Annotated in this window: 29 protein-coding genes; 11 read left to right on the top strand and 18 right to left on the bottom strand. The window is 68.5% G+C overall.

Features of this window, described 5'->3' with window-relative positions:
* Window positions 1-29 precede the first annotated feature (29 nt).
* Entirely contained in the window at window positions 30-713 is a 684-nt protein-coding gene (locus ACQ5SP_RS12855; protein WP_430938784.1) for a type 1 glutamine amidotransferase, read from the top strand.
* A gap of 10 nt (window positions 714-723) precedes the next feature.
* Window positions 724-2,088 (top strand): glutamine synthetase family protein, encoded by a 1,365-nt coding sequence (locus ACQ5SP_RS12850; RefSeq protein WP_430938783.1) that lies wholly within the window; start codon window positions 724-726, stop codon window positions 2,086-2,088.
* A gap of 27 nt (window positions 2,089-2,115) precedes the next feature.
* On the opposite strand, the gene phaR is transcribed toward ACQ5SP_RS12850, so the two are convergent.
* The 4 genes from phaR to phaC all read right to left on the bottom strand — a co-directional run bounded on the left by phaR (window position 2,116) and on the right by phaC (window position 5,832).
* Window positions 2,116-2,691, bottom strand: coding sequence for a polyhydroxyalkanoate synthesis repressor PhaR (phaR, locus tag ACQ5SP_RS12845; protein ID WP_430938782.1), 576 nt, complete (start codon window positions 2,689-2,691; stop codon window positions 2,116-2,118).
* A 128-nt stretch (window positions 2,692-2,819) separates the two neighbouring features.
* On the bottom strand, window positions 2,820-3,248 hold the full coding sequence (locus ACQ5SP_RS12840; RefSeq protein ID WP_430938781.1) for a phasin family protein: 429 nt from the start codon (window positions 3,246-3,248) through the stop codon (window positions 2,820-2,822).
* A 201-nt stretch (window positions 3,249-3,449) separates the two neighbouring features.
* Window positions 3,450-3,905 carry a phasin, PhaP gene (locus ACQ5SP_RS12835; RefSeq protein WP_430938780.1) on the bottom strand — a complete coding sequence of 152 codons (456 nt, stop codon included), beginning with the start codon at window positions 3,903-3,905 and terminating at the stop codon, window positions 3,450-3,452.
* 127 nt (window positions 3,906-4,032) lie between these two features.
* Window positions 4,033-5,832, bottom strand: a complete 1,800-nt coding sequence (gene phaC, locus ACQ5SP_RS12830) for a class I poly(R)-hydroxyalkanoic acid synthase (protein WP_430938779.1) — start codon at window positions 5,830-5,832, stop codon at window positions 4,033-4,035.
* Window positions 5,833-5,938: 106 nt separating this feature from the next.
* On the opposite strand from phaC, the gene phaZ reads away from it, so the two are divergent.
* Window positions 5,939-7,192, top strand: a complete 1,254-nt coding sequence (gene phaZ / locus ACQ5SP_RS12825; RefSeq protein ID WP_430938778.1) for a polyhydroxyalkanoate depolymerase — start codon at window positions 5,939-5,941, stop codon at window positions 7,190-7,192.
* Here the strand turns inward: phaZ and ACQ5SP_RS12820 are convergent.
* The 3 genes from ACQ5SP_RS12820 to ACQ5SP_RS12810 form a co-directional block, all read right to left on the bottom strand.
* Window positions 7,189-7,911: an alpha/beta fold hydrolase gene (locus ACQ5SP_RS12820; protein ID WP_430938777.1), complete on the bottom strand. Its 723-nt coding sequence runs from the start codon at window positions 7,909-7,911 to the stop codon at window positions 7,189-7,191. The genes phaZ and ACQ5SP_RS12820 overlap by 4 nt on opposite strands.
* A 99-nt stretch (window positions 7,912-8,010) precedes the next feature.
* Window positions 8,011-8,595, bottom strand: coding sequence for a hypothetical protein (locus tag ACQ5SP_RS12815; RefSeq protein WP_430938776.1), 585 nt, complete (start codon window positions 8,593-8,595; stop codon window positions 8,011-8,013).
* Window positions 8,592-9,629, bottom strand: a complete 1,038-nt coding sequence (locus ACQ5SP_RS12810; protein ID WP_430938775.1) for a phosphotransferase family protein — start codon at window positions 9,627-9,629, stop codon at window positions 8,592-8,594. Before ACQ5SP_RS12810 ends, ACQ5SP_RS12815 begins: the two co-directional genes overlap by 4 nt.
* 84 nt (window positions 9,630-9,713) lie before the next feature.
* On the opposite strand from ACQ5SP_RS12810, the gene ACQ5SP_RS12805 reads away from it, so the two are divergent.
* Window positions 9,714-10,937 carry an acyl-CoA dehydrogenase family protein gene (locus ACQ5SP_RS12805; protein ID WP_430938774.1) on the top strand — a complete coding sequence of 408 codons (1,224 nt, stop codon included), beginning with the start codon at window positions 9,714-9,716 and terminating at the stop codon, window positions 10,935-10,937.
* Between the two features lie 9 nt (window positions 10,938-10,946).
* On the opposite strand, the gene ACQ5SP_RS12800 is transcribed toward ACQ5SP_RS12805, so the two are convergent.
* The 3 genes from ACQ5SP_RS12800 to ACQ5SP_RS12790 form a co-directional block, all read right to left on the bottom strand.
* Complete coding sequence (locus tag ACQ5SP_RS12800; RefSeq protein ID WP_430938773.1) at window positions 10,947-11,159, bottom strand: hypothetical protein; 213 nt, start codon at window positions 11,157-11,159, stop codon at window positions 10,947-10,949.
* A gap of 10 nt (window positions 11,160-11,169) precedes the next feature.
* On the bottom strand, window positions 11,170-11,490 hold the full coding sequence (locus tag ACQ5SP_RS12795; RefSeq protein ID WP_430938772.1) for a TraR/DksA family transcriptional regulator: 321 nt from the start codon (window positions 11,488-11,490) through the stop codon (window positions 11,170-11,172).
* 72 nt (window positions 11,491-11,562) lie between these two features.
* The gene (locus ACQ5SP_RS12790; RefSeq protein WP_430938771.1) at window positions 11,563-11,883 is read right to left on the bottom strand and encodes an ArsR/SmtB family transcription factor; all 321 of its coding nucleotides are present in this window, start codon (window positions 11,881-11,883) and stop codon (window positions 11,563-11,565) included.
* Window positions 11,884-12,022: 139 nt separating this feature from the next.
* Here ACQ5SP_RS12790 and ACQ5SP_RS12785 point away from each other — a divergent pair, with 139 nt between their 5' ends.
* From ACQ5SP_RS12785 to ACQ5SP_RS12775, 3 genes are read left to right on the top strand one after another with little or no spacing between them, the layout of a single operon-like run.
* On the top strand, window positions 12,023-12,886 hold the full coding sequence (locus tag ACQ5SP_RS12785; RefSeq protein ID WP_430938770.1) for an MBL fold metallo-hydrolase: 864 nt from the start codon (window positions 12,023-12,025) through the stop codon (window positions 12,884-12,886).
* Between the two features lie 19 nt (window positions 12,887-12,905).
* The gene (locus ACQ5SP_RS12780; protein ID WP_430938836.1) at window positions 12,906-13,331 is read left to right on the top strand and encodes a YeeE/YedE family protein; all 426 of its coding nucleotides are present in this window, start codon (window positions 12,906-12,908) and stop codon (window positions 13,329-13,331) included.
* Entirely contained in the window at window positions 13,331-13,762 is a 432-nt protein-coding gene (locus tag ACQ5SP_RS12775; protein WP_430938769.1) for a DUF6691 family protein, read from the top strand. Before ACQ5SP_RS12780 ends, ACQ5SP_RS12775 begins: the two co-directional genes overlap by 1 nt.
* A gap of 6 nt (window positions 13,763-13,768) precedes the next feature.
* Here ACQ5SP_RS12775 and ACQ5SP_RS12770 read toward each other — a convergent pair whose 3' ends face one another.
* The 4 genes from ACQ5SP_RS12770 to ACQ5SP_RS12755 all read right to left on the bottom strand — a co-directional run bounded on the left by ACQ5SP_RS12770 (window position 13,769) and on the right by ACQ5SP_RS12755 (window position 18,537).
* A complete protein-coding gene (locus tag ACQ5SP_RS12770) occupies window positions 13,769-14,698 on the bottom strand; it encodes a hypothetical protein (protein ID WP_430938768.1) in 930 nt (309 codons plus the stop codon).
* 100 nt (window positions 14,699-14,798) lie between these two features.
* Entirely contained in the window at window positions 14,799-15,590 is a 792-nt protein-coding gene (locus tag ACQ5SP_RS12765; protein ID WP_430938767.1) for an FAD binding domain-containing protein, read from the bottom strand.
* Window positions 15,591-15,604: 14 nt separating this feature from the next.
* A complete protein-coding gene (locus ACQ5SP_RS12760; protein WP_430938766.1) occupies window positions 15,605-17,980 on the bottom strand; it encodes a xanthine dehydrogenase family protein molybdopterin-binding subunit in 2,376 nt (791 codons plus the stop codon).
* Window positions 17,981-18,051: 71 nt separating this feature from the next.
* The gene (locus ACQ5SP_RS12755) at window positions 18,052-18,537 is read right to left on the bottom strand and encodes a (2Fe-2S)-binding protein (protein WP_430938765.1); all 486 of its coding nucleotides are present in this window, start codon (window positions 18,535-18,537) and stop codon (window positions 18,052-18,054) included.
* A 191-nt stretch (window positions 18,538-18,728) separates the two neighbouring features.
* On the opposite strand from ACQ5SP_RS12755, the gene ACQ5SP_RS12750 reads away from it, so the two are divergent.
* Window positions 18,729-19,430, top strand: coding sequence for a DUF899 domain-containing protein (locus ACQ5SP_RS12750; protein ID WP_430938764.1), 702 nt, complete (start codon window positions 18,729-18,731; stop codon window positions 19,428-19,430).
* A 120-nt stretch (window positions 19,431-19,550) separates the two neighbouring features.
* Here the strand turns inward: ACQ5SP_RS12750 and ACQ5SP_RS12745 are convergent, their stop codons facing one another.
* The 4 genes from ACQ5SP_RS12745 to ACQ5SP_RS12730 all read right to left on the bottom strand — a co-directional run bounded on the left by ACQ5SP_RS12745 (window position 19,551) and on the right by ACQ5SP_RS12730 (window position 22,809).
* On the bottom strand, window positions 19,551-20,558 hold the full coding sequence (locus tag ACQ5SP_RS12745) for a molybdopterin-binding protein (protein WP_430938763.1): 1,008 nt from the start codon (window positions 20,556-20,558) through the stop codon (window positions 19,551-19,553).
* Window positions 20,558-21,550 carry an XdhC family protein gene (locus tag ACQ5SP_RS12740; protein WP_430938762.1) on the bottom strand — a complete coding sequence of 331 codons (993 nt, stop codon included), beginning with the start codon at window positions 21,548-21,550 and terminating at the stop codon, window positions 20,558-20,560. The genes ACQ5SP_RS12745 and ACQ5SP_RS12740 overlap by 1 nt, the downstream gene beginning before the upstream one ends.
* 116 nt (window positions 21,551-21,666) lie before the next feature.
* Complete coding sequence (locus tag ACQ5SP_RS12735; RefSeq protein WP_430938761.1) at window positions 21,667-22,257, bottom strand: YeeE/YedE thiosulfate transporter family protein; 591 nt, start codon at window positions 22,255-22,257, stop codon at window positions 21,667-21,669.
* A 3-nt stretch (window positions 22,258-22,260) separates the two neighbouring features.
* Window positions 22,261-22,809 carry a YeeE/YedE thiosulfate transporter family protein gene (locus ACQ5SP_RS12730; RefSeq protein ID WP_430938760.1) on the bottom strand — a complete coding sequence of 183 codons (549 nt, stop codon included), beginning with the start codon at window positions 22,807-22,809 and terminating at the stop codon, window positions 22,261-22,263.
* A gap of 179 nt (window positions 22,810-22,988) precedes the next feature.
* Between ACQ5SP_RS12730 and ACQ5SP_RS12725 the strand changes: the two genes are divergently transcribed.
* From ACQ5SP_RS12725 to ACQ5SP_RS12715, 3 genes are read left to right on the top strand one after another with little or no spacing between them, the layout of a single operon-like run.
* Window positions 22,989-24,014 carry a lysylphosphatidylglycerol synthase transmembrane domain-containing protein gene (locus tag ACQ5SP_RS12725; protein WP_430938759.1) on the top strand — a complete coding sequence of 342 codons (1,026 nt, stop codon included), beginning with the start codon at window positions 22,989-22,991 and terminating at the stop codon, window positions 24,012-24,014.
* Entirely contained in the window at window positions 23,995-25,311 is a 1,317-nt protein-coding gene (locus tag ACQ5SP_RS12720; protein WP_430938758.1) for an FAD-binding protein, read from the top strand. The genes ACQ5SP_RS12725 and ACQ5SP_RS12720 overlap by 20 nt, the downstream gene beginning before the upstream one ends.
* Window positions 25,308-26,045 carry an SDR family NAD(P)-dependent oxidoreductase gene (locus tag ACQ5SP_RS12715; protein ID WP_430938757.1) on the top strand — a complete coding sequence of 246 codons (738 nt, stop codon included), beginning with the start codon at window positions 25,308-25,310 and terminating at the stop codon, window positions 26,043-26,045. Before ACQ5SP_RS12720 ends, ACQ5SP_RS12715 begins: the two co-directional genes overlap by 4 nt.
* Window positions 26,046-26,049 lie beyond the last annotated feature (4 nt).

The following is a 26,049-nucleotide window of genomic DNA, read 5'->3' as shown; positions in this document are numbered from 1 at the left end:
ATCCGGGCACACATACCTACGAGACATTCATGAAAATCGGAATCCTGCAGACCGGACACCTGCCGCCCGAGCTGCTCCCGACATATGGCGACTACCCGGAGCTCTACGAGAGGCTTCTCGACGGGTACGGCTTCGACTTCGCCGCCTGGGCCGTGGTCGACATGGAATTCCCCGACAGCGTCCACGACGCGGATGGCTGGCTGATCACCGGCTCCCGGCACGGCGCCTACGAGGATCTGCCGTGGATCGCGCCGCTCGAGGAATTCATCCGCGCCGCCTTCGAGACCGGCGTGCCGATGGTGGGTGTCTGCTTCGGCCACCAGATCATCGCCCAGGCGCTCGGCGGCCGGGTGGAGAAGTTCGACGGCGGCTGGGCCGTCGGCCATCACAGCTATCGCTTCGCCGATGACGGCACGTTGGCGCTCAATGCCTGGCACCAGGACCAGGTGGTGACCCGGCCGCCGGGCGCCACGCTGCTGGCGACCTCGGATTTCTGCGAGAACGCCGCGCTGGCCTGGGACGACCGGGCGCTGACGGTGCAGGCCCATCCCGAATTCACCGACGCCTTCCTCGACGGGCTGATCGCGCATCGCGGCCGCGGCCTGGTGCCCGACGACCGCCTCGACGCGGCGCGCGCGGCCCTAGGCCAGCCGACCGACGCCGCCGCGATCGCAGACCGTTTCGCCGAATTCTTCAAACGCCCCCGCAGCTGAGGCCGAAGCCATGTCCCTCGACGACCTGTACGAAAAACTGCCCGAGGCCGCTAAGGCCTATGTCGCCGGCCGGCGTGTCGACGAGATCGAATGCGTGGTCGCCGATCTCGCCGGGGTCGCGCGGGGCAAGGCGATGCCGGCTTCGAAATTCGCGAAATCCACGCGGTTCCACCTGCCGGATTCGATCTTCTACCAGACCATCACCGGCGACTGGGCGGAAGCCGCCGGCGAACAGGGCTTCACCGAGCCCGACATGACGCTGACGCCCGACTACACGACCGCCACCGCGGCGCCCTGGACCGCGGACATCACGCTGCAGATCATCCACGACATTTCCGACCGCGCCGGCAATCCGATCCCGGTGGCGCCGCGCAACGTGCTCAAGCGGGTGGTCGATCTCTATCGTCATCGCGGGTGGAAACCCGTGGTCGCGCCCGAGATGGAATTCTTCCTCGTGGCCAAGAACACCGATCCGGCCAAGGCGATCGAGCCGCCGATGGGGCGGTCGGGGCGCCGGGCCGCCGCGCGCCAGGCCTATTCGCTGAGCGCGGTGGACGAATACGGCCCCGTGATCGACGACATCTACGACTTCGCCGAGGCGCAGGGGCTCGAGATCGACGGCATCACCCAGGAAGGCGGCGCCGGGCAGGTGGAAATCAATCTTCGCCACGGCGATCCGGTGAAGCTCGCCGACGAGATCTTCTACTTCAAGCGGCTGATCCGCGAGGCGGCGCTGCGCCACGACTGCTATGCGACCTTCATGGCCAAGCCGATCCAGGACGAGCCGGGCTCGGCGATGCATGTTCACCATTCGGTCACCGAGATCGCCACGGGGCGCAACATCTTCAGCGACGAGGCCGGCGAAGAGACCCCGGCCTTCGCCCATTTCATCGGCGGGCTGCAGGCCCACCTGCCCTCGGTGATCGCGATCCTGGCGCCCTACGTGAATTCCTACCGCCGCTACGTCCCGGATTTCGCCGCGCCGATCAACCTGGAATGGGGGCGCGACAACCGCACCACGGGGATTCGCGTGCCGATCTCTGACCCCGACGGGCGCCGGGTCGAGAACCGCCTGGCCGGCATGGACTGCAATCCCTATCTCGGCATCGCGGCCAGCCTGGCCTGCGGCTATCTGGGCCTGGTCGAGGAACGCCCGCCCGAGGCCGAACTCCGGGGCGACGCCTATAGCGGCGACGAGAACATCCCGCGCGGGCTCGGCGATGCGCTCGCGCTCTTCTCCGAGGCCGAGGCGCTCCAGGGCGTTCTGGGCGAGGAGTTCTGCCGCGTCTACCGCATCGTCAAGGAAACCGAATACGCCGAGTTCCTGCAGGTCATCAGCCCCTGGGAACGCGAGCACCTGCTCCTCAACGTCTGAGCCGCGCGGGCAGCGCCCGCCCGGCGCCTATTTCTTGAGATCGGCAAGCTTGGACTGCAGTTCGGCCAGCTGCTTCTTGATCTCGTCGAGATCGTCGTCCTTGCGCTTGTCGCCGGCCGCGCTGTCCTCGGATGCGGGGCCGGTGCCGCCGGCGGTCGGGCCGAAGCCGCCCAGCATGTTCGACAGGAATTCCTGCTGGCGGCGCTGCATCTCTTCGAAACCGCCCATCGCCGAGGACATGGGATTCGGTATCGACTTGAAGTTCTCCATCATTTGTTCCTGGCTCTCGCGCAGCATGTCGAAAGAGCCGGCGAGGAACTGGGGCACGATGCTCTGGGCCTGGCTGGTGTAGGATCGGACGAGGTCCGTCAGCACGTTGACCGGCAGCACATGGTCGCCCCGGCTTTCATGTTCGGCGATGATCTGCAGCAGATACTGCCGGGTCAGGTCGTCCCCGGTCTTCAGATCGACGATCTGCACCTCGCGGCCGTCGCGGATGAACCGCGCGATATCCTCGAGGGTGACGTAATCGCTCGTCTCGGTGTTGTAGAGGCGGCGGCTGGCGTAACGCTTGATGAGCAGCGGCGACTCGGTATCGGTCATGACGGCCTCTGATGTTGCAGCGCAGCGATCCTAGGCCAGCCGATTGCAAAAAGAAAGGGCAGGCGCGCGGCCTGCCCCAGAGTGGATCGCCGGCTGGGAGGGGGCCGGCGATACCGTTGGAAATGCGCTTAGCTGGCCTTCTTGGTGGCCGCGCGGGTCGTTTTCTGCGCGGTGGCCGTCACCTCTTCGGTGGCGTCCTTGCCGGCGGCCAGCATCAGCTCGATGGTTTCCATCTGGACGCGCTTGGCGATCTCGGCGAAGGCGGCCATGTTCTCGGAAGCGGTTTCGACCGAGGAAGACGCGATGTCGGTCGCGACCTTGCTGTAGTCGGCCGGCTCTTCCTGGGCCTTGGTCACCTCGGACATCTTGGACAGGGTGTCCTTGGTCCACTTGTTCGAGATCTCGGCCGACTGCTCGGCGGCGGTGAGCGCGATCTTGGACATCTTCTCGCTGAACTGGGCGGTGTTGCGGAACATGTCGTTCATGGCGGTCATGTCGCCCGGGAAGGCGTCCATCATGTCGGTGAAGGTCTTGGTGAAGTCTTGCGTCTTGGTCATCTCTGTCTCTCCTGGGTCGTCTTCATGCCGGTGTCCCGGCGTCTGACCCCTAGATAAATGCTGCGCCGCAGCATTTCAAGTATTTTTTCTGCAGCGCAGCATTTTTCCCTGCAGGCACAAAAAAACGGGCCCTGCGGCCCGTTTTCCCGTCTGCCGACCGTGTGGGAGGACACGGGCGCAGTCCATGCAATGGCGCCTGGATCAGGCGGCCTTCGACGCGTTCGCCGCTTTCTTGGTGGCGGCGGTGACGTCGGCGGTGGCCTTCTTCATCGCTGCGGTGGCTTCTTCGGACGCTTCCTTGCCCGAGGCCATCATCAGCTCGACGCTTTCCATCTGAACCTTCTTGGCGACCTCGGCGAAGGCGGCCATGTTCTCGGCGGCCATCTCGACCGAAGCGGAGGCGAAGTCGGTCGCGGCCTTGCCGTAGCCGGCCGGATCTTCCTGCGCCTTGGTCAGGTCGGCCATCTTGGCGAGGCTGTCCTTGGTCCACTTGTTCGAGATGTCGGCCGACTGCTCGGCGGCGGTCAGCGCGACCTTCGACATCTTCTCGCCGAAGCTGGCGGCGTGCTTGAAGCTGTCGTTCATGGCCGAGAAGTCGGCCGGGAAAGCGCCCATCATGTCGGTGAAGGCTTTGGTGAAATCCGTGGTCTTGGCCATGGTCGTGTCTCCTGCGGGTGCGAATGCTTTTCTGCAACTGCAGGATACATAACTGCTGCAGCGCAGCGTTTCAAGAAAAATTTCTGCGCTGCAGCGATGGGGATCCGGGACGGTCCGGGACAGGAGCTCAGGCGTTCGGATCGGCCGTCACGTAGGTGCCGGGGGCCGGTGCCAGAACCGGATGGTCGGGACCGCCGGGCTGGCGTGCGGGCACCTGCGCGCCGGACCGCCGCGCGAGCCAGGCCTTCCAGCGGGGCCACCAGGACCCCTCGTGGAACTCCGCCCCGGCGCGCCACTCCTCCGGCACGAGCTCGGCCATCTTCGCCTCGCTGGTGTAATGGCCGTACTTGTTCTTCGTCGGCGGGTTCACGATGCCCGCGATATGGCCCGATTCCGAGAGGATGAAGAACTTGTTCCGGCTGCCCATCTGCTTGATGCCGTCGAAGGAGGCCCGCCATTCCGCGATGTGATCGGTCTCGCAGGCCACGGCGCAGAGCGGCAGTTTCACGTCCTTGAGGCTCAGGGTCTCGCCCAGAAGCTCCATCTTGCCCTCGGCGAACGCGTTGTCCTGGCAGAGCTTGCGCAGGTATTCGACCACGAACCGCCCCGGCAGGTTGGTCGAATCGCCGTTCCAGTACAGCAGGTCGAAGGCCGGCGGGGCCTCCCCCATCATGTAGGATCGGATCGCCGGGCCGTAGACCAGGTCGCTCGCCCGGAGATAGGAGAAGGTGCGCGACATGAAGAAGGAATGAAGATACCCCTTCTCGGAAACCTCGCGCTCGATCCCGTCCACGAAATCGTCGTCGAGGAACACGCCCATCTCGCCCGTGTCACTGAAATCCGTCAGCGTTGTGAAGAAGGTGGCCGAGCGCACGGACTTGATGCCCTTCTTCTGCATGTAGGCCAGCGCCAGCGCCAGGGTCGTGCCCCCGATGCAGTAGCCCACCACGTTGACCTGATCCTCGCCGGTGATCTTGCGGACCTCGTCGATCGCACTCAGGAACCCTTCCTGCACGTAGGTCTCCATGCCGACATCGCCGTAGGAGGCGTCCGGGTTCACCCAGCTAACGACGTAGAGCGTGAAGCCCTGCTCGACGATCCAGTTGATCAGGCTGTTCCGCTCCTTCAGATCGAGGATGTAGAACTTGTTGATCCAGGGCGGGAAGATGATCAGCGGCGTGCGGTGCACGGTTTCGGTCTTGGGCGCGTACTGGATCAGCTCGAACATGCGGTTGCGGAAGACGACCGAGCCTTCGCTGGTGGCGAGATTCGTGCCGACCTCGAAGGCTTCCGGATCCGAGAGCGTGACAAGCAGCTCGCCGTCATTCGCCTCGATGTCCCGCACCAGGTTCTCGAGCCCCCGGACGAGCGACTCGCCCTCGGTCTCGACCGCGCGCTTGAGCGCTTCGGGATTCGTGCCGAGATAGTTGGCCGGGGACATCATCTCGATGATCTGGCGCGAGAAGAACTCGACCCGGCGCTTGTCGCCCTCGTCCAGCCCGTCGATGTCGCGCACGGCGTTCTGGATCGCCTCGGACGACATCAGGTACTGCTGCTTGATGAAATTGAAGTAGGGGTGCGTTTCCCAGAGATCGCTCTTGAAGCGCCGGTCATGCGGGCCCGGATCCTCGGGCGCACGCAGATCGCCCGACTGCAGCGCCTGCTGTGCCTCGACCCAGTGCTTGAGCGACTTGCCCCAGAAAGAGACCTGGTGTTCCAGCATCTTGGCGGGGTTGGACATCATCTCGGCCATGTAGGCGGCGGCCGCCTTCATGTAGAGATCATGCCCCGGCCCATGCAGCCCCGGATCGTGCGGCTGGCGCCGCGACAGGGCCGCGACGAGTCGCTGGGTCAACTCTTCCATCTTGGCGATGTTCTCGTTCAGACGGTCGAGATTGGTCAGATCCTTTTCAGATTCACTTGTCATAATCGCCATTGACCCCAATTGCTGCACCTGCACTATAATGATGATAACCGGTCGGGGAAAGCGACGATACAAACACACCGCCCCGACGACGCTGCGGCGAGGGACAATGAAATACCTGGCGACCTACGACTTGATGGAGAGTGCGCGCATCACCAACCAGTGGCTCGGCGCGACCGCCAAGGCGCTCTGCTCCTACCCGAATATCGGCATGATCCCGAACCCCTGGTTCGCCACCGCCGCGGCCTGGGGCGAAGTCACCGAGCGCAGTTTCGCGCGCATGGTGGCCAAGCCCGACTGGGGAATCGACACGGTGGTCACCAACGGGCGCGAATATGTCGTGAACGTCGCCACCATCATGGAACGACCGTTCGGCGACCTGATCCATTTCCGCGTCAACGGCCGCAAGCAGATGAAACGGCGGGTGCTGCTTGTGGCGCCGATGTCGGGGCATTACGCCACGCTGCTCCGCAAGACCGTTCTCAGCCTGCTGCCGAATTGCGAAGTCTTCGTGACGGACTGGCACAACGCTCGCGATATACCTGTTTCGGCTGGAAAATTCGATATCGAGGACTACACGCTCTACCTCGTCGATTTCATGCGCGAACTGGGGTCCGACACCCATGTGATCGCGATCTGCCAGCCGGCGCCGCTGACGCTCGCCGCGACGGCCTACCTGGCCGAGCAGTATCCCGACGATCAGCCGCGCACCCTGACCCTCATCGGCGGGCCGATCGATCCCGACGCCAACGCGACGGAGGTCACGGATTTCGGCCGCCGCGTCACCATGGGCCAGCTCGAGCACATGGTTATCCAGCGGGTCGGCTTCAAATACGCGGGTGTCGGGCGGATGGTCTATCCCGGGCTTCTGCAACTCGCCTCCTTCATGTCGATGAACGCCGAGACCCACAGCCGAGCCTTCACCGACCAGATCCTGCGCGCCGCCAAGGGCGAGGCCGGGGATCACGACCGCCACAACACCTTCTACGACGAATACCTCGCCGTGATGGACATGCCGGCGGAATTCTACCTCTCGACGGTGGAGCGAATCTTCAAGGGACGCGAAATCGCGCAGAACGCCTTCACGGTCGCGGGAAAGCCGGTCGATATGGGCAAGGTCACGCGCACCGCCGTCAAGACGGTCGAGGGCGCGGAGGATGACATCTCGGCCCCCGGCCAGTGCGTCGCCGCGCTCGACCTGCTGACCGGTCTGCCCGACAGCATGAAGGCCAGCCATGTCGAACCCAAGGCCGGCCATTACGGCATTTTCGCGGGCAAGTCCTGGCGCAACAACATCCGGCCGCTGGTGCTGGACTTCATCGACGCCAATTCCGGCCGCAAGGCGGCCGTCGCGGCCGGCTAGGCCTGCCGCACGCCTGCCAGCGACCGCAGCCGCATCCATCGCGCCAGCGCCTCGGTGACGGCGCGCGGCTGTTCCAGGCTCGGCGCATGCCCCGCGCCGGCGATGACCTGCAGCTCCGCCCCCGGTACCAGCGCCGCCATCAGTTCGTGACGGACCACCGGGTAGAGGCTCTCCATCTCGCCGCAGAGGATCAGCACGGGCACCTTCGCACGGCGCAGCGTCGCCTGCTGGTCGGGGCGGCGCTGCATCGCCCGCGCCTGCCGGACGAAGACCTCCGGGCCCAGCCGCCGTGCCATGTCGCGCAACAGGTCCATGACCTCGGCCCGGCGCGCGCCCGGCGCCAGGCCTTCCGGGCCAATCGCCCCGCCCAGCGCCTCTTCGAGGTGGCCGGCCCGCGCCCGCGCGATCTGCGGCTCGCGCGCCGCGGCGGCGGCAGGGGTCTCGGCCAGCGGGCTGGTGTTCATCAGGGCCAGCCGCGAGACCCGCTCGGGTGCGCGGCGCAGCATCTCCATCGCGACCATCGCGCCCATGGAATGGCCGGCCAGCGCAAAGCGCGCCGGGGCCGCGGCCAAAGCCTGGGCGGCCATGTCCTCGATCGTCTCGCCCCGCGTGAAACGCCCCAGGTGCAAGGTCGTGGTCGCCGAAAGCGCGGCGATCTGCGGCCCGAAGAGCCGCGCGTCGCACATCATGCCGGGCAGCAGGACCAGCGGCTCATCCATGCGCCGCCCTGCCCGGTCCAAGCCTCTGTGCCCCTCTCACGCGCACCCGGCGCCCTCCTCTTGACGTGGCATGATGCTAGCGCGCGCCGCGCGGCCTGGCTACTCCCCGGACCGGGGCGGGTCGCCCAGCGCGGCGGCCAGGTCCGCCGCGGTCACCACGGGGCGCCGCGCACCGGGCTGGTGCGTCACGACAAGCGCCGCGCCCGACACCACCAACAGCCCCGCCGGCACCCCGAGGGCGAAGAGCTGGCCGCCGGGCAGCCCCGCCAGCACGGCCCCCCCGCCGAGCGCCAGCCCGCCCAGCATCGCCGCGCCGCCGGTCACCAGCAGCGCCACGCGGGTGCGCCGATCCTCGCCGAGGCGCACCGGGGTCTCCGGCGCCACCCTCCCGAGCACGGCGCGGGTCAGGTCGAGGAACCGGGCACGGTCGGGATCGGCAACCCGCGGCCCGGCGCCGCCCGCGACGGCGACCCGGCAGGTCGCGTCGCCCGCGGTCAGGGCCAGCCCCATGCGGCGGTTCCGCCCGAGCCGCTGGTCGGTGAAGCGCATCGCGTCGACCTCTGCCAGCGGCACCGTCCAGAGCGCGGCGCCGTCCGCCGTCTCGGCCGCGAGCCGCCCCTCCCCGAGCCGCAGGACGATCTCGTCGCCCCGGCCAGCCGGGCGGAACCGCCAGATGCCGCTCATGCGCCCTCCTCCAGGACGGCGCGGCCCATGCGCGCCAGGACCGGGATCGCCGCGCCGTAACGCCGCGCGGTCCCGGGATTGGAGGCGTTGCCGTCGGCGGCGCGCCGCACCACCCCCTCGAGGATCGCGGCCAGCCGGAAAAAGGCGAATCCCAGGTAGACCGGCCAGTCATCGATGCCGTCGATCCCGCGCCGGTCGCAGTAGCGCGCGACGTAGTCGGCCTCCGACGGCAGTCCGAGCGCCGCACGGTCCAGGCCGCCAAGCCCCTGCATTCCGCCGTCATGGGGCATCCGCCACTGCATGCACTGATAGGCCAGGTCGGCCAGCGGGTGCCCGAGCGTCGACAGCTCCCAGTCCAGCAGCGCCGCGACCCGCGGGGCGTCGGGGGCGAAGATCATGTTGTCGATCCGGAAATCGCCATGCACCAGGGCCACCTGCCCGTCATCCGGCGGCAGGCGGTCCGGCAGCCTGTCGGCCAGCCAGAGCATGTCCGCCAGCGGCGCCCGCGCCGCGGCGTGGTATTGCGCCACCCACCGCGCGGTCTGGCGCGCGAAGTAGTTGCCCGGCCTGCCGAAATCCGCCAGCCCCACCGCCGCGACGTCGACGGAGTGGAGCGCCGCGAGCGTTGCGTTCATCGCGTCGTAGACGCGGCCGCGCGCCTCGGGCGTCTGGGCCGGCAGCGCCGGGTCCCAGAAAATCCGCCCGGCGACGTCGTCCATCACGAAGAAGGCCCGGCCGATGGGCGACTCGGCGTCGGTGGCGAGGTGATGCACCCGCGGCACCGGCACGGCGCTGCCCGCCAGCGCCGCCATGACGCGGTATTCCCGCTCCACCTGGTGGGCCGATTTCAACAGCTTTCCCGGCGGCTTGGCACGCAGGACACAGGTGCCGCTCTCGGCGGTCAGCCGGTAGGTGGGGTTCGACTGGCCGGTGGCGAATTTCTCGATGTCGCGAAGCCCGCGGAAACCGGGTATCCGCGCCTCGAGATAGGGGCCGAGTAGGGTCGGGTCGAGCCGGTCCGCCGCGCTGGTCATGGCGCCATGCTAGCGGCCCGGTGCCGATTGACAAGCGGCGGGGGCGCTGCTTTCGTCCCCCCGAAGCGGAGGGAGGAGGCCGGGATGGACCTTGGCATGACGGAGCGGCTGCGCCCGCTCCATGCGCGCGTTGCGGCGATGGTGCGGGACGAAATCATGCCGCTGGACGCCGAATTCCTGGCCGAGGTGCCCAAGGGCGACCGGTGGGCCTATACCGACCGCCAGGCCGAGATCCTCGAGGGGCTCAAGGCCACGGCCCGCGACCGCGGGCTCTGGAACCTCTGGCTGACCGACCCCGCGCGCGGCCCCGGCCTGACCACGGTGGAATACGCCTACCTGGCCGAGGAGATGGGCAAGAGCCATCTCGCGCCCGAGGTCTTCAACTGCAACGCCCCGGATACCGGCAACATGGAGGTCTTCGCCCGCTACGGCACGCCCGACATGCAGGCACGCTGGCTCGCGCCGCTTCTGGCCGGCGAAATCCGGTCGGCCTACCTGATGACCGAACCGGACGTGGCCTCGTCGGACGCCACGAATATCGCCATGTCCTGCGTCCGGGACGGCGACGCCTACGTGCTCAACGGCGAGAAATGGTGGGCGACGGGCGCCGGCGATCCGCGCTGCGCGGTCTACATCGTCATGGTGCACACCGGCGACGCGGATACCCCGCGCCACCGGCGCCATTCCATGATCGTCGTGCCCGCCGACACGCCGGGCATCGAGAAGCTGCGCGCGATGGAGGTCTATGGCCATGACGACGCGCCGCACGGACACATGCATATCCGGTTCACCGACGTGCGCGTTCCGGCCGAGAACCTGCTGCTGGGCGAGGGGCGCGGCTTCGAGATCGCGCAGGGGCGGCTCGGGCCGGGGCGAATCCATCACTGCATGCGCGCCATCGGGCAGGCAGAGGCCGCGCTGGCACTGATGTGCCGCCGGTCGCTTGACCGCACGGCCTTCGGAGAGCCGCTTGCCCGGCTCGGCGCCAATTACGACATCATCGCGCAATCGAGAATGGAGATCGAACAGGCCCGCCTGCTCTGCCTCAAGGCCGCGTGGATGATGGACCAGGGCGATGCAAGGGCCGCCGCGCCCTGGATCCACCAGATCAAGGTCGTCGCCCCCGAGATGGCGCTGAAGGTCACGGACGCGGCCGTGCAGATGTTCGGCGGCGCCGGCGTCAGCCAGGACACGCCGCTCGCGCGGCAATGGGCGCATCTGCGGACGCTGCGCCTGGCGGACGGGCCGGACGCCGTGCACAGGCGACAGGTCGCCCGCGCGGAACTGCGCCCCTATCGTGACGGCTGAACCGCCGGATCAGAGCGGGACGTTGTCGAAGGGCACCTCGCCCTCCTCGTCCTCGAGGTATTTTTCAAGCTGAACGAGGTCTTCGGGCAGCGGCAGGCCAAGATCCCGCATCTCCGCCAGCTTCTCGCGCAGCTGCTCCTGCAGGATGTGGGCGTCGTCCGGTCGATTGACCATTTCCTGCATCAGCAGGCGCACACTTGCCTTGAGATTTTCGAATGACATGATCCCTCCCTCAGCGCGCACAATTGCGGCAGAACGGGGTATAGGGTATCAGATCGAGCCGCTCCTCGGAAATCGGATCACCGCATTTGGTGCAGGTTCCATAGCTACCGTCGTCAATTCGGGCAATGGCTGCCTGAATCATACGCAGTTCGCGAAGACCGGACAGCCCCATGCCTTCCAGCACCTCGTCGCCCTCGCGCTCGGTGGCGCGCTCCTCGGCATCGGCGTTGGGGGTCGCGTCCAGCTCTTCCTCGATCTCGTGGAGATGCTCGTCGAGCTCGGCCATGCGGGCGGCCAGCTGTTCGCGGCGGACATGCAGCGGGGTGGTCATGGGCGTGTCTCTCCTGTTGCCTGGCCCCCAGCTACGCAGGCAGGCGCGGCGCCCGCCTTGATGCAGGTCAACTCACTGCTGGGGACAGAAGGCCGCGTGCAGGCCCTCGAGCACCGGGCGCACACGCTCGTCGGCGATCGAGTAATAGATCGTCCGGCCGTCGCGGCGCGGGGCGACCAGCCCCTCGAGGCGCAGCCGTGCGAGCTGCTGCGAGACGTTCGGCTGCTTGGTGCCCAGGCGGTCGGCCAGTTCGGCCACGCTCTTCTCTCCCTCGATCAGCAGGCACAGGGTCATGAGACGGCCCGGGTTCGAGAGCGATTTCATCAGGGCGGCCGCCTCGTTGGCCTGTTCGAACATCTCGTCGGAGAAATTCGGATCTTGATCGAGCGGCATCGTCCGCCTCCTTCTCTGTTCACGCGCGTCAACATGCTATCATATGCGCCGAAGTCAATCGAATTGCAACACATCTCAATATTGCAATGTATAATCTGGATGCTATATCTGGGCTGCGAACGGGAAAAGGAGGCTGACCATGTCCCCTGAAGTGACACCATTTTTCGACGAGGCCACGAACACCGTATCCTATGTCGTCAAGGATCCGGCCGGCCGGAGCTGCGCGATCATAGACTCGGTTCTGGACTTCGACTACGCGTCCGGCCACACCGACACGCGCTCGGCCGACGCGGTCATCGACTTCGTGACCCGCGAGGGCCTCGAGGTCGAGTGGATCATCGAGACCCATGTCCATGCCGACCACCTGTCGGCCGCGCCCTACCTGCAGGAAAAGCTGGGCGGCAAGACGGGCATCGGCAAGAACATCACCATCGTACAGGACACCTTCGGCAAGGTCTTCAACGCCGGCACCGAGTTCCAGCGCGACGGCAGCCAGTTCGACGCGCTCTTCGAGGAAGGCGACAGTTTCCACATCGGGCAGATGCGCGGCGACGTGCTGCACACGCCGGGCCACACGCCCGCCTGCATGACCTATGTCATTGGCGACGCGGCCTTCGTGGGCGACACGATCTTCATGCCCGATTTCGGCACCGCGCGCTGCGACTTCCCCGGCGGCTCGGCCGAGCAGATGTACGACTCGGTGCAGAAAATCCTGTCGCTGCCCGACGAGACGCGCATCTTCGTCTGCCATGACTACAAGGCCCCCGGCCGCGACGAATATGCCTGGGAATCCACCGTGGGCGAGCAGAAGGCGCAGAACGTCCATGTCGGCGCGGGCAAGACCAAGGACGATTTCGTCCGCATGCGCACAGAACGCGACGCCACCCTCGGCATGCCGAAGCTCATCATCCCGTCGCTGCAGGTGAACATGCGCGCCGGCGATATGCCGCCGGCCGAGGACAATGGCGTCACCTACCTCAAGGTTCCGGTAAACAGGCTCTGACATGAACATTCTGGACTTCATTCAAACGGACTGGCTCTACGGCCTGGCCGGCGGGCTGGTCATTGGCCTTTCGGCCGCGATCTACCTGCTCGTCAACGGCCGGGTCATGGGCGCGAGCGGCATTCTCGGCGGGCTGGTGGACGGCTCGGGCTACGTGACCGCGATGGAACGGCTGAGCTTCATCGGCGGGCTCGTCTTCGTGCCCGCCCTCTTCGCCGTCTTCGTCGGCGCACCCGAGACCCATCTCACCGGCAACTGGATCGTGCTGATCGCGGCGGGGCTGCTGGTGGGTGTCGGCACGCGCATCGCCAATGGCTGCACCAGCGGCCACGGCGTCTGCGGAATCTCGCGCTTCTCGCTGCGCGGCATGGTCGCCACGGTCTTCTACATCGGGGCGGGCGGCGTGACCGTCATGCTCTTCAAGCACATCCTGGGGGTGATCTGATGCGGAATTTCTTCGCGGCTCTCGCGGGCGGCACCTTCGGCGTCGGGCTGATGCTGTCCGGCATGACCGACACCGCCAAGGTCCAGGGCTGGCTCGACGTGTTCGGCAACTGGGACCCGACGCTGGCCTTCGTGATGGGCGGCGCGATCCTGCCGATGCTGATCGCCTGGCAGATCGCCGAGCGGCGCCACCGCTCCGCCCTCGGCAACCTGATCCCCGAGCGGCCCGAGCCGCGGGTCGGGCGCAACCTCGTGCTCGGCTCGGTGATGTTCGGCGCCGGCTGGGGGCTGGCCGGGCTCTGCCCGGGGCCGTCGCTCGCGGCGCTGTCCTATAACGGGATCGACGGCTTCGTCTTCGTCGGCTCCATGATCGCGGGCATGCTGATCGCGGTCCCCGTCAAGGCCCGCATGACCGCGGCAAAACCCGCCTGAACCCCCTCAGTACCTGGCCGCCTCGGCGGCCAGGCGCCCGTCGAGACAGCTCTCGCCCGGCGCGGGACGCTCCCGGCCCGACAGCAGCATCCGCCTGAGCACCGTCTCGCGCCCCTTCGCGCTGTCGAGGAAGCGCGCCCGGGGGATCAGCACCGCCGCCGGCGTGCCGAGCTGGGCCAGCACCTCGTACCCGCCGAGACGCGCGAGCCCCGCGCGCGCACAGTCCGCCGCGGCATCGGGACAGATCCCGGCGCAGAGCGCCTCGAGCGGGGCCGCCAGCACGTGCCCGTCCGGCCAGGCGCCGGCATCCCAATCGAGCCCGGCGACGACCCGCTGCGGATCTCCCGGGGACAGCCGCGCCGCGTCATCGGCCACGCGGTCCCCCTGCCCGGCCGCGCGCCAGTCCTTCCAGACCAGGTAGCGCATCCCGGCCGGGTAGTCCGGATCGTCGGCGATCGCGTCGAAGCCACCGGCCTGGCGCGCGGCCGCGAAGACGAGCGCCTCGCGGGCGGCGCGCGCCTCGCCCGCCCGCGCGAACCCCAGCGCAAGCGACGCCGGGGCATCCGGCGACCAGAGCTGCACCCAGAGCCGGGCGAGCGGCGCCTCTGCCGCCGCGGCCCGCATCCAGCTCTTGCCAGACATGCCGCCCGGCGCCCGCAGGAGCGCCACCCGCTCGTCGCGCGAGCGGTCGGAAAGCCAGGGGCCCTGCAGCTCGGGCATCTTGTCAACAAGCGCCAGCAGCATCTGCGCGGCCGTGTTGCCCTCGGCGGCGAGATCGGCCAGCACCGGCAGCGCCGCGGCCTCGTCGCCCTCCAGCCAGGTCTCGACGGCGGAAACGAACCCGGCATCGTCCTGGCCCGGCACCGGGTCCGCGGCCCGGGCGGGGGGCGCCGCGAGCAGCAGCGCGGCAAGGAAAACGGAAATCACAAAGCGCATGGGCCTCTCCCGTAAAGGGGCGGCCCGCAGGTTGTAAGCCCGATCCTGCCGGGCCGTCCGGTCAGCCGGGGGCCGCCTGGGCGGCCCCCGAACTCGAGTCTCAGGACGCGGCCGCGACCGCGCGGCCGGTCAGCACTTTCACGAGATGCGCCCGGTAATCCGGCGTTCCGTGCAGGTCCCCGATCATGCCGTCGGCGGGCACTGACAGGTCCTTCAGCGCGTCGGCGGCGAAATTCGACGACAGGGCCGCCTCGGCCTCGGACCAGCGGAAGACGCCTTCCTCGCTGGCCCCGGTCACAGCGACCCGGACGCCGTCGGCGTATCTGGCGACGAACACCCCCACCAGCGCGAAGCGCGAGGCCGGCTGTTCGAACTTCTGGTAAGCCGCGGCCTCGGGCACCGGGAAACGCACTTCGGTGATGATCTCGCCGTCGTCGAGCGCCGTCGTGAACATGCCCTGGAAATAGTCGTCCGCCGCGATCTCGCGCGCGTTGGTCACGATGGTCGCACCGGACCCCAGCGCCGCCGCCGGGTAACAGGCCGAGGGGTCGTTATTGGCCAGGCTGCCGCCGATGGTGCCGCGCGCGCGGACCGCCGGGTCGCCGATACTGGCCGCCAGCGCGGCCAGCCCCGGGTAATGCGCCGCCGCCTCGCGGGCGACGGTGGCATGGGTCGTGCCGCCCCCGATGGACAGGCGTCCGTCGTCATGGACGCAGACCCCCTTGATCGCGTCGATGCCGGACAGGCTGACGAGGGTCTCCGGCATGGCGAGGCGCTGCTTCAGCGTCGGGATCAGCGTCTGGCCGCCGCCCAGCGCCTGGGCCTCGTCCTGGCCCAGCGCCTTGACCGCCTCCTCCAGCGTGGAGGGCCGTATCAAATCGAAGTTATACATGGGTCAGCTCCTCCTTACTGTGCGCCGTTGATCGCCTGCCAGACCCGGCCCGGCGAAAGCGGCATGTCGATATGGGTCACGTCGATGCCGCCGCGCTGCAGCGCATCGATCACCCCGTTGACGATCGCCGGCGGCGACCCGATGGCCCCGGCCTCGCCGCAGCCCTTCACCCCGAGCGGGTTGTGGGTGCAGGGTGTCTGGCAGGAATGGTCCACCTTGAACATCGGGAAGTCGTCGGCCCGCGGCATGGCGTAATCCATGTAGGTGCCGGACAGAAGCTGCCCGTTCTCATCATAGACCGTGCCCTCGATCAGGGCCTGCCCGATCCCCTGGGCAAGCCCGCCATGAACCTGGCCCTCGACGATCATCGGGTTGATCACGTTGCCGAAATCATCCGCCGCGGCAAAGCTGCAAACCGTGACCTTGCCGGTTTCGGGATCGACCTCGACCTCGCAGGCATAGGCGCCGGCGGGATAGGTGAAGTTCGCCGGATCGTAGAAGGCGGTTTCCTCCAGCCCCGGCTCGAGATCCTCGAGCGGGAAGTCATGCGGGATATAAGCCTTGAGCGCCACCTCGCCGAAGCCCACCGACTTGTCCGTGCCGGCCACGCTGAACTGGCCGTCGGCGAATTCGATATCCGCCTCGGAGGCTTCCAGCATGTGCGCGGCGATCTTCTTGCCCTTGTTGATCACCTTTTCGGTCGCGCGCACCACGGCCGAGCCGCAGACCGCCAGCGACCGCGACCCGTAGGTGCCCATTCCGAAGGGGATCTTGGACGTGTCGCCATGGACGATCTCGACGCTGTTTTCATCAATGCCCAGCATGTCGGCCACCACCTGCGGGAAGGCGGTTTCATGCCCCTGCCCGTGGCTGTGGGCCCCCACCATGACGGCGATGTTGCCAGTGGCATTCACCCGTACGGTCGCGGCGTCGTAAAGGCCGACCCGTGACCCCAGCACGCCTACGAGGTTGGACGGGGCGATGCCGCAGGCCTCGATGTAGGTGTTCACGCCGAGGCCGCGCAGCTTGCCGTTCTTCTCGCTTGCCTTGCGGCGCGCCTCGAAGCCGTCGCGGTCGATCATCTCTTCCAGCTTGTCGACCAGCGCGCCGTAATTGCCGGTATCGTATTCCAGCCCGGCGGCGCTGGTGAACGGGAATTGGTCGGGCTGCACGAAGTTCCTGCGCCGGATCTCCAGCGGGTCGATCCCCAGCTCACGCGCGGCCATGTCGATCACGCGCTCCAGCGAATAGGTCGCCTCGGGCCGCCCGGCCCCACGATAGGCATCGACCGGTGCCGTGTTGGTAAAGACCGCCTTCACGTTCACATAGACATTGGGCACGGCATAGTTGCCCGCCATCAGCGTCCCGTGCAGGAAGGTCGGCGTCGCGGTCGAAAAGTTCGACAGGTAAGCGCCGACATTGGCCATGGTCTCGGTCCGGAAAGCGATGAATGTGCCATCCTTTTCACAGGCCAGTTCGATTTTCGTGACGTGGTCACGACCATGGGCGTCGGTCAGGAAGCTTTCGCTGCGGCTTGCCGTCCAGCGCACGGGGCGCCCGATCTTCTTGGCGGCGGCCAGCACCAATGCCTCCTCGCCGTAGTGATAGATCTTCGACCCGAAGCCGCCGCCCACGTCGGGGGCCACCACCTTGAGCTTGTTTTCAGGAATGCCCAGAACGAAGGCCGAGATCAGCAGCCGCGTCAGGTGCGGGTTCTGTGAGGTCGTGTAGAGCGTGTACTCGCCCGTGCCGGGGTCGTAGTCGGCCGTCGAGGCACGCGGTTCCATCGCGTTGGGCACCAGCCGGTTGTTGACCAGTTCCAGCGTGGTGACATGCGGGGCGTTCTTGATCGCCTCGTCCGTGGCGGCACGGTTGTCCTCGATCCAACCCCAGTCGAAACACTGGTTGGTGCCGATCTCGTCATGCACCAGCGGCGCGCCATCGGCCAGTGCCTTGCCCATATCCACGACGGCGGGCTCTTCGTCGATCTCTGCGACGATGGCCTCGGCGGCGTCGCGGGCCTGTTCCTCGGTCTCGGCGATGACGGCGGCATAGGCATCGCCCACGTGACGCACCTTGCCATGGGCCAGCACGGGGCGCTTGGGTTCCTTCATCGGCTGGCCGTCGCGGCTGTTGATTTGCCAGCCGGCCGGGTTTCCGCCGACATCGACGAAATCCTCGCCAGTGAACACCGCCAGCACGCCGGGCATGGCCTCGGCCTCGGACGTGTCGATGGACTTGATGACACCATTGGCGACCTGGCTGCGGGCAAAGACCGCGTAGGTTTGTCCATGAAGGGCGATGTCATCGGTATACTTGCCTCGGCCCGTCAGGAAACGGACATCTTCGCGGCGCGTCGGACTGGCACCAATTCCATGATCTTTCGGCATTTTTTTCTCCTCCCTGTGGGCACCTGGAGTCCTGCCGGAACCGATGCCTCAAGAATTCTCCTCGAAAATCCTTACTCGGCCGCGACGGCGCTCACGTCCTGACCGCTGGCCGCCATGATCGCCTTGACGATGTTGTGATAGCCCGTGCAGCGGCAGATATTGCCCTCGAGATAGTCGCGGATCTCGGCCTCGCTCGGTTTGGGGTTCTCCTGCAGGAGCGCGGCCGCGGACATCACCATGCCCGGCGTGCAGAAGCCGCACTGCAGGCCGTGATGGTCCTGGAAGGCCTGCTGGATCGTGCCGAGCGACCCGTCCGGGTTGGCCATGCCCTCGATCGTGGTGACCTCGGCGCCATCGGCCTCGGCGGCGAAGACCGAGCAGGCTTTGACCGGTTCGCCATCCACATGCACGACGCAGGCGCCGCACTGGCTGGTGTCACAGCCCACATGCGTTCCGGTGAGCCCCTGGCCTTCACGCAGGAAATCCACCAGCAGCGTGCGGCCTTCGACCTCGCCGGAAACGGATTTGCCGTTCACGGTCATCGTTACGGATGTCATGAAGTCCTCCCTTGAGATTTGCACGAAGTTAAGCACGGCTCGAGCGGCTTGAGAACCGGTCTTTTCGGGTGGGGCGCAGCTTTCGGTCCTCGCCCCCGGCCGTCCATGTTGACGTTACCTCGGGGCGTGCGCAACATGATGGGTGGCACGGCACGTGGCCCGTGCCCGGTATGAGTGCAAGGAGTATGCCGATGTCACGCGAGACCGTGGATCGAGAAACCTGGACAGCCGCCAGGACCGAGCTTCTGAAAGAGGAAAAGGCGCTGACGCGCGCGGCCGACCAGCTGGCCGCGGCACGGCGCGCGCTGCCGCGGGTGCGGGTCGAGGCCGATTACCGCTTCGACGGACCGGACGGGCCGCTCAGGCTGTTCGATCTTTTCGCCGGGTCAACGCAGTTGGCCGTCTACCATTTCATGTTCGCCCCGGACTGGACCGAGGGCTGCCCGATCTGTTCCTTCTGGGCCGACAATCTCGACCGGCTCGTGCCGCATCTGGCGGCGCGTGACGTGGCGCTGGTGCTGGTCTCGAACGCGCCGGTCTCCAAGCTCGAGGCCTATCGCCGGCAGATGGGCTGGGCCATTCCCTGGGTATCGGCGGTGGACGGCGCCTTCAGCCGGGACATGGGCGTGACCTTCCCCGCGGACGAGATCGCGGCCGGCGACGTGAGCTACAATTACCAGCAGGGCGGCGCCCCCGGGGCGGAGGCCCCCGGCTTCTCGGCCTTCGAACGCGATGCGGATGGCAGCGTTTACCATTGCTATTCCGCCTATGCGCGCGGGCTGGAACCGCTCAACGCCGCCTACGGCCTGCTGGATCTGATGCCGCATGGCCGCGACGAGGCGGACCTGCCCTTCCCGATGGCGTGGGTCCGCCGCCACCCGCGCGGCGCGTAGCCCGGTGCGGCCAGCCGCGGGGATCGATACCGCCTGATTGCAGCGGTTCCCCTGGGGCCGCGGGTCGGGCGCGACACGCCGGGCAAAAAACCGCGCGCGCCGGCGAGGTCCGGTCGCCGCTCAGCCGGGGCGCTGGTCGCGCGGGTGCGGCCGGGCCGGGCTTTCCGTCAGCAGCCCGCCAACCCCCATCGCGGCGATATCGGCATCGGTGACGGCAAGCCCGCAGGCGATCCGCTCCATCACCCAGTCCGCCCCGTTCAGCGCCGGGGATCGCGCACAGCCGGGCAGCCCGATCACCGGGCGCCCGCCGAGCCCGCCCAGGAAGAGCAGGTTGCCCGGATCGACCGGCATGCCGAAGCGCGTCAGCCGCCCGCCCGCCGCGACCAGCGCCGCCGGCCCGACGTCGTTCGGGTCCGAGGTGGCCGATCCCGTCAGCACGAGCACCAGGTCTCCCTCCGCCGCGGCAAGCGCCGCCGACAGCTCGGCGGTGCAATGGGCCACGAGCGGGCTCGCCAGCAGCGCGATGCCCAGCGCGTCCAGCCGGCTCGCCACCGCCCGGCGCCCCTTTTCGGCAAGCTTGTCCGGCTGGCCCGGCGTCGCGGTCAGGATCAGGGTCGCGCTCCGCAGCGTCACGGGATGCACGGTCAGCGCGGCATCGGCCAGCCGCTCGGCCCGGGCCACCACGTCGCCCGGTACCGCGTAGGTAATGATCTTCACCGTGCCGACCATCATCCCCGGCGTCACCCGCGCCAGCGGCGGCAGCGTGGCCAGCGTCACCGCCGGATCCAGCGCGTTCAGCCGGTCGACCGCCGCCCGGTCGAGCCCCAGGACGCCCGGACGCTCGGCATGCAGGTTGACGCGGCCGGTGAAGGGCTCGGTCAGGCGCAGCCCGGCCTCGGCCGGCGCGGGCGCGAGCGCGGCCGCGATGCGCCCGGCGGCGCTGTCTTCGCCGACATCCCCCGGGCCGAGCCGCGCGACGGTGACCTCGGCGATGCCAGCGGCGGCGAGCGCGGCGATGTCGGTCTCGGCCAGCACACGGCCCTTACGCAGCCTGCGGCCCTCCAGCATCAGCGAATGGGCCAGCACAGCGCCGGTCGCGTCGCGCACGGGGACCGGGCCGAACTCCATCAGCCGCGCCTCAGCGTCTGCGTGATTTCCGCCATCACGGCGATCGCGATCTCGGCCGGGGATTTCGCACCGATATCGAGGCCCACCGGCGCGTGGATGCGCGCGATCTCGGCAGTCTTGAACCCGGCCTCCTGCAGGCGGGAGACCCGCTTGGCATGGGTTCGGGTCGAGCCGAGGCAGCCGAGATAAAAGATGTCGGAGCGCAGCGCCTCCATGATCGCGGGATCGTCGAGCTTGGGGTCGTGGGTCAGCGTCACCACGGCGGTGCGCGTATCGAGCCCGTGGGTCCGCAGCGCCGCGTCGGGCCAGTCGTCCACCAGCGTCTCGCCCGGGAAGCGTTCGGCCGACCCGAAGGTCTCGCGCGGGTCGACCAGCGTCGCGTCGTAGCCCGCGAGCCGCGCCATCTGCATGAGCGGCTGCGCGATATGCACCGCGCCCACGACGACCATCCGCAGCGGCGGGTTGTGAATGCCGATGAACCAGTCGCCCTCGAAGCCGGACCTGTCGGACCGGAACCGGGACCGGATCTCCTGCTCCAGCGGGTCGCCTGGCCCCTCGGTCAGGCGCCGGTCCCAGCCTTGCGTGTCGATCAGCAGCGCCGCCGGGCGGCGCGCCGCGCGCGCCGCCACCAGATCGGCCAGCATCCGCTCGGACAGTCCCCGGGCGCCGCCGACGGGGTCCACCAGGACGCGGATCGTGCCGCCACAGGCCAGGCCAACGGCGAAGGCTTCCTCGTTCGAGACGCCGAATTCCAGGATGCGCGGGGTGCCGTCCTCCAGCGCTTCCAGCGCCTCGACGACCACCGCGCCCTCGACGCAGCCGCCCGAGACGGATCCGGCGATTTCCGCCGCGCCCGAGATCGCGAGCTGGCTGCCCACCGGCCGCGGCGCCGAGCCCCAGGTCTCGACCACCGTGGCCAGCGCCGCGCCGGCGCCGGCCCGGTGCCAGTCCAGCGCCTGCTCGGGAATCCGATCGAAATCTGCCGTGCTCATATGTGCCTCCCTCCCCGGAATATGGGGCCGGCGCCGGGCGGACGCCAGCGGAAAGGCACATGAAAAAAGGGGCCGTGGCATGCACGGCCCCAGGGGTCGCTTGCGCGACGGGGAGATCAGTGCGCGCGGGCGAGCCTCTCGCCGCGCGGGTTCAGCCGTTCCGGCAGGGCGAAGGCGATGACCACGAAGGCCGCCCCCATGACCAGCCCGGCGATATCGCCCGGCAGGGCCGAGAAGAGGCCATCATAACCCGATCCGGGCACCGCCCCGATGGTTACCTTGCCCCCCAGCACGCCCTGCAGGGCGCCGGTCGACTCGACCCAGGGAAAGCTCGCCATGTAGGCGGCCGCGCCCAGCAATCCGCCGGCGATGAAGAAGAGCGCGTCCTTGCGCCCCGAGGCCGCCGCGACGAGCCCGGTGCCCGGGCAGAACCCGGCCACCGCCCAGCCCGCGCCGAGCAGCAGACCGCCGATGAAGACGCCGACATAGGCCGTCTTGACCGACATGTGGGCCACGTCGACCAGACCCAGCATCTGGCCGCCGAACATCAGGATCGATCCCGTGCCGATCGCCAGCAGGATGGTCTTCATCAGCTTCAGGCTGGTCAGGTTCAGCATCTTGCCGATCACCGTCGGGTTCGAGGCCCCGATCCGGTCCAGCACCGCGCCGAAGGCCGCGCCGATCACGATCGCGAGAAGGATTTCCATGTCTCAGCCCTCCTTGTAGAGCATCATTGCGGTCGGGATCGCGGCGGCGAAGGCCCCGAGCGCGAAGATGTAGCCCGAGATCGATGTCTGCATCATGCCCGACATCATGTGCCCCGAGGTGCAGCCCCCCGCGAGACGCGCACCGTAGAGCACCACGAAACCGCCGATGAAGGCCGCGAGATAGCGCTTTCCGGCCCCGTCGCCGAAATTGGCCCGCCAGAGCGCGGGCATGGTCCGTTCGGCCCGGTCGAGACCGCCGCGGGCCCAGACCGACACGGCCGCGCCGAGCATCATCGCGATCACGAAGACGAAGCTGTAATTCAGCGGGTTCGCGACCGCCTTGGCGTATTTGCCGTCCGACTTCGCCAGGTAGGCGTTGGACGAGGTGACGCCCTCGGCGGTTTGGGTCACCACCGCGCTGTCGACGGCGTTCCACAGGATCCCGTCGAAGATCACGAACTGGGTCGAGACCCCGATCGGCTTGACGAGAAGCACCGCAAGGAAGAAGACGACACCGAGCAAGACGCCGCCCGATTTCCACGATAGAGTCATGTGCATCTCCACATTCGCAAGAATATCTATACGGCAATGTAATGATCTGCGCATGTATGCTGCCTTGATCTGCATCAAGCACGCGCGGGTCCGCGCCGGCACGGGCACCGGCACGGGATTGTCCACAAATCCGAAACAACATCATATTGTCGCCCAATTCAGTTGATACCCGGGAGCCGATGAAACAGGCCGAGACCAGAGACGAGAGCGCCGCCGCCCCCGCGGCCGCCCTGCCCGCCGGAACCGCGCGCCGCGACGCGATCCTGCTGGGCGGGCTGGCGCTGCTGTTCCTGGGCGGGCTGGCGGGGCTTGCCGCCGTCACCGGCTGGGAAGAGACCACCCGCCAACTGGCCCGGCTCGGCCCGGCGGAAATGGCCGCGCTGCTCGTGTTGTCGCTGGTCAACTACCTGCTGCGCGGGGTGCGCTGGCATGTCTACGCGGGTCGACTCGGGCTCGGGACGACGCTCATGCAGGACCTCCGGCATTTCCTCGGCGGCTTCGCCATGACGGTCACGCCCGGCCGCGTGGGCGAGCTGGTACGGATGCGCTGGATCCGCCGCGAAACCGGCTGGCCGTTGGAACGCACCGCGCCCCTGGTGCTGGTCGACCGCGCCGCCGACCTTGCCGCGATGGGGCTGATGCTGGGCGCGGCGCTGGCGTTCTCGGCCACGGGCATCGCCGGGGCGGTGCCGGTGGCGCTGCTCGCCGTCGCGGTGGCCGTCACGGTCACGCGCCCGCGGCTCTTCCGCTGGGCGGTGACCCGCGCCTGGAAGCTGTTCGGGCTCTGGCCCCGGATCTTCGGCCGGATCCGCCGCGCGGCGCTGTCGCTCGACCGCTTCACCCCGGCCCCGGTGGCGCTGGGGGCGCTGGCGCTCGGGCTCGTGGGCTGGGCGGCCGAGGGATATGCCTTTTACCTGCTGCTGGTCTGGATGGGCGCCGACACGGGCTTCTGGACGGCTACGGCCATCTTCATCTTCGCCACGCTCGCGGGCGGGGCAACGGGGGCGCCCGGCGGGCTTGGCGGAGCCGAGGCAGCGATGATCGCGCTGCTCAGCCTCGAGGGCATCCCGCTCGAGGTCAGCCTGCCCGCGACGGCGATCATCCGCGTCACCACGCTCTGGTTCGCGATCGGGATCGGCATGGCGGTCTTCCCGCTGGCCGAGGCCCATGCCAGGAGGGGAGCCCATGCGCTGGAACCGCGCTGAAACCACCGGCTGGGGCCGGGCGCTCCGCGCCGCCGAGGAGATCGCGCGCCCGGAAAACCGGGCAACGCTGCACCGCCTGATGACCGAGACCCCCGCCCCGGCGATGGGCAACCGCCGGTCCTACGGCGACGCGGCCCTGAACCATGGCGGGCGCAGCATCGACATGACCCGGCTCGACCGGCTGATCGGGTTTGATCCCGAGACCGGCATCCTCGAGGCCGAGGCCGGTGCGACCATCGGCGAGATCGCCCGCGTCTTCGCCCCGCGCGGCTGGCTGCCGGCCGTGATGCCGGGCACCGGCTTTGCCACGCTTGGCGGCGCGATCGCCAACGACGTGCACGGCAAGAACCACCATGTCGCCGGCAGCTTCGGCCAGCACGTCGTCGCCATCGACCTGCTGACCCCCGCCGGGCGCCGGACGCTCACGGCCGACAGCGACGCGAGGCTCTGGCGGGCCACGATCGGCGGCGTCGGGCAGACCGGCGTCATCCTCTCGGCGAGGATCCGGCTGATCCCCTGCCCCTCGACCACCATGCGGGTGCGCGAGCGCCGGATCGAGACGCTGGACGAGTTCCTCGGCCATTTCGAGGACTCGGACGCGCCCTACTCCGTTGGCTGGATCGACGCCACCGCCCGCGGCGCGGCGCTCGGGCGCGGGATATTCGAGGAAGGCCGCATCGCCCCGCACGACGCCGGCCACGCACCCGGGGCCGCGCGCCGCGTGCCGCTGGACGCACCGCGCGCGCTGCTCTCCGGCCCGGTCGTGCGGGCCTTCAACGCCGTCTACTGGCGGCGCGTGCCGGCAGGGGGGCGCAGCGTCGCCCGCCCGCTCGAACGCTTCTTCTTCCCGCTCGACCGCCTGCATGACTGGAACCGTCTTTACGGAAAGCCGGGCTTCCACCAGTTTCAATGCGTGGTGCCGCCCGCGGCGACCGACACGCTGCGCGAGATGCTGGACCGGATCGGCACGGCCGGCCTGGCCTCGCCGCTGGCGGTTCTGAAACGCATGGGACCCGGCCGGGCCGGGCACCTCTCTTTCCCGATGGAGGGCTGGACGCTGGCGGTCGACTTTCCCAACCGCGCGCCGGCGCGCGCCCTGATCGCGGGGCTGGAGGGACTGGCACGCGACGCGGGCGGGCGGCTCTACCTGGCCAAGGATGCGCTGGCCGCACCCGAGCGCCTGGCCGGCATGTACCCGGACCTGCCCGACTTCGCCGCCGCCGCGGCCGAGGTCGATCCCGCGGGCCATTTCGCCACCGACCTGGTGCGGCGGCTCCGGCTGAGGGAGGCGACATGAGTGAGACCTGGATCATCCTCGGCGCGACCTCGTCCATGGCGCGCGCCTTTGCCCGGCGGCTCGCCACCGAGGGGCGCGCCGTTCTGCTGGCCGGACGGGATTTGGAGGAACTGGCCCTGATGGCCGAGGACTGCCGCCTGCGCGGCGCCCCCGCGGCGGAGGCCGTGCGCTTCGATGCGCGCGACGCGGACAGCTTCGGGCCGATCCTCGACCGGCTCGGCGGAACCGAGGGGCAGATCAGCGCCGCCGTTTTCGTCGGCTCGATGCCCCCGCAGGCCAAGATCGACGCCGACCCGGCGCTGATCGAGGGCGTGGTCACCGACAGCTTCACCGGGCCGGCCCGGTTCCTGCAGGGCCTCGCGCCGCTGATGGAGGCGCGCGGCGGCGGCACGGTCGTCGGCGTGGGCTCGGTCGCGGGGGACCGCGGGCGGATCGGCAACTACGTCTACGGCGCGGCGAAAGCGGGGTTTCACACCTATCTCTCGGGTCTGCGGAACCGGCTGACGCGGGCCGGTGGGCATGTGGTCACCGTCAAGCCGGGCTTCACGGACACCGCCATGACCTGGGGCATCGAGGGCATGTTCCTCGTCGCGGAACCCGAGGCCGTCGCCGACGACATCTGGCGGGCCGTCGAGAAACGGCGCAACGTGATCTACACGCCCCGTTTCTGGCGCTGGATCATGGCCGTGATCCGCAGCATCCCGGAGCCGATCTTCAAGAAACTCTCGATCTGAGCGC

It is taken from the genome of Rhodovulum sp. YNF3179, from assembly GCF_050586465.1.
GTDB lineage: Bacteria > Pseudomonadota > Alphaproteobacteria > Rhodobacterales > Rhodobacteraceae > CAJXYS01.
The sequence above is the reverse complement of the archived record's forward strand: the minus strand, read 5'-3'. Positions and strand labels throughout refer to the sequence as shown.

What these genes read in the sequence shown, in the direction of transcription:
- ACQ5SP_RS12855 (WP_430938784.1), top strand. Translation starts at nt 30, where the DNA reads ATGAAAATCGGAATCCTGCAGACCGGACACCTGCCGCCCGAGCTGCTC.
- ACQ5SP_RS12850 (WP_430938783.1), top strand. Translation starts at nt 724, where the DNA reads ATGTCCCTCGACGACCTGTACGAAAAACTGCCCGAGGCCGCTAAGGCC.
- phaR (WP_430938782.1), bottom strand. Translation starts at nt 2,691, where the DNA reads ATGACCGATACCGAGTCGCCGCTGCTCATCAAGCGTTACGCCAGCCGC.
- ACQ5SP_RS12840 (WP_430938781.1), bottom strand. Translation starts at nt 3,248, where the DNA reads ATGACCAAGACGCAAGACTTCACCAAGACCTTCACCGACATGATGGAC.
- ACQ5SP_RS12835 (WP_430938780.1), bottom strand. Translation starts at nt 3,905, where the DNA reads ATGGCCAAGACCACGGATTTCACCAAAGCCTTCACCGACATGATGGGC.
- phaC (WP_430938779.1), bottom strand. Translation starts at nt 5,832, where the DNA reads ATGACAAGTGAATCTGAAAAGGATCTGACCAATCTCGACCGTCTGAAC.
- phaZ (WP_430938778.1), top strand. Translation starts at nt 5,939, where the DNA reads ATGAAATACCTGGCGACCTACGACTTGATGGAGAGTGCGCGCATCACC.
- ACQ5SP_RS12820 (WP_430938777.1), bottom strand. Translation starts at nt 7,911, where the DNA reads ATGGATGAGCCGCTGGTCCTGCTGCCCGGCATGATGTGCGACGCGCGG.
- ACQ5SP_RS12815 (WP_430938776.1), bottom strand. Translation starts at nt 8,595, where the DNA reads ATGAGCGGCATCTGGCGGTTCCGCCCGGCTGGCCGGGGCGACGAGATC.
- ACQ5SP_RS12810 (WP_430938775.1), bottom strand. Translation starts at nt 9,629, where the DNA reads ATGACCAGCGCGGCGGACCGGCTCGACCCGACCCTACTCGGCCCCTAT.
- ACQ5SP_RS12805 (WP_430938774.1), top strand. Translation starts at nt 9,714, where the DNA reads ATGGACCTTGGCATGACGGAGCGGCTGCGCCCGCTCCATGCGCGCGTT.
- ACQ5SP_RS12800 (WP_430938773.1), bottom strand. Translation starts at nt 11,159, where the DNA reads ATGTCATTCGAAAATCTCAAGGCAAGTGTGCGCCTGCTGATGCAGGAA.
- ACQ5SP_RS12795 (WP_430938772.1), bottom strand. Translation starts at nt 11,490, where the DNA reads ATGACCACCCCGCTGCATGTCCGCCGCGAACAGCTGGCCGCCCGCATG.
- ACQ5SP_RS12790 (WP_430938771.1), bottom strand. Translation starts at nt 11,883, where the DNA reads ATGCCGCTCGATCAAGATCCGAATTTCTCCGACGAGATGTTCGAACAG.
- ACQ5SP_RS12785 (WP_430938770.1), top strand. Translation starts at nt 12,023, where the DNA reads ATGTCCCCTGAAGTGACACCATTTTTCGACGAGGCCACGAACACCGTA.
- ACQ5SP_RS12775 (WP_430938769.1), top strand. Translation starts at nt 13,331, where the DNA reads ATGCGGAATTTCTTCGCGGCTCTCGCGGGCGGCACCTTCGGCGTCGGG.
- ACQ5SP_RS12770 (WP_430938768.1), bottom strand. Translation starts at nt 14,698, where the DNA reads ATGCGCTTTGTGATTTCCGTTTTCCTTGCCGCGCTGCTGCTCGCGGCG.
- ACQ5SP_RS12765 (WP_430938767.1), bottom strand. Translation starts at nt 15,590, where the DNA reads ATGTATAACTTCGATTTGATACGGCCCTCCACGCTGGAGGAGGCGGTC.
- ACQ5SP_RS12760 (WP_430938766.1), bottom strand. Translation starts at nt 17,980, where the DNA reads ATGCCGAAAGATCATGGAATTGGTGCCAGTCCGACGCGCCGCGAAGAT.
- ACQ5SP_RS12755 (WP_430938765.1), bottom strand. Translation starts at nt 18,537, where the DNA reads ATGACATCCGTAACGATGACCGTGAACGGCAAATCCGTTTCCGGCGAG.
- ACQ5SP_RS12750 (WP_430938764.1), top strand. Translation starts at nt 18,729, where the DNA reads ATGTCACGCGAGACCGTGGATCGAGAAACCTGGACAGCCGCCAGGACC.
- ACQ5SP_RS12745 (WP_430938763.1), bottom strand. Translation starts at nt 20,558, where the DNA reads ATGGAGTTCGGCCCGGTCCCCGTGCGCGACGCGACCGGCGCTGTGCTG.
- ACQ5SP_RS12740 (WP_430938762.1), bottom strand. Translation starts at nt 21,550, where the DNA reads ATGAGCACGGCAGATTTCGATCGGATTCCCGAGCAGGCGCTGGACTGG.
- ACQ5SP_RS12735 (WP_430938761.1), bottom strand. Translation starts at nt 22,257, where the DNA reads ATGGAAATCCTTCTCGCGATCGTGATCGGCGCGGCCTTCGGCGCGGTG.
- ACQ5SP_RS12730 (WP_430938760.1), bottom strand. Translation starts at nt 22,809, where the DNA reads ATGACTCTATCGTGGAAATCGGGCGGCGTCTTGCTCGGTGTCGTCTTC.
- ACQ5SP_RS12725 (WP_430938759.1), top strand. Translation starts at nt 22,989, where the DNA reads ATGAAACAGGCCGAGACCAGAGACGAGAGCGCCGCCGCCCCCGCGGCC.
- ACQ5SP_RS12720 (WP_430938758.1), top strand. Translation starts at nt 23,995, where the DNA reads ATGCGCTGGAACCGCGCTGAAACCACCGGCTGGGGCCGGGCGCTCCGC.
- ACQ5SP_RS12715 (WP_430938757.1), top strand. Translation starts at nt 25,308, where the DNA reads ATGAGTGAGACCTGGATCATCCTCGGCGCGACCTCGTCCATGGCGCGC.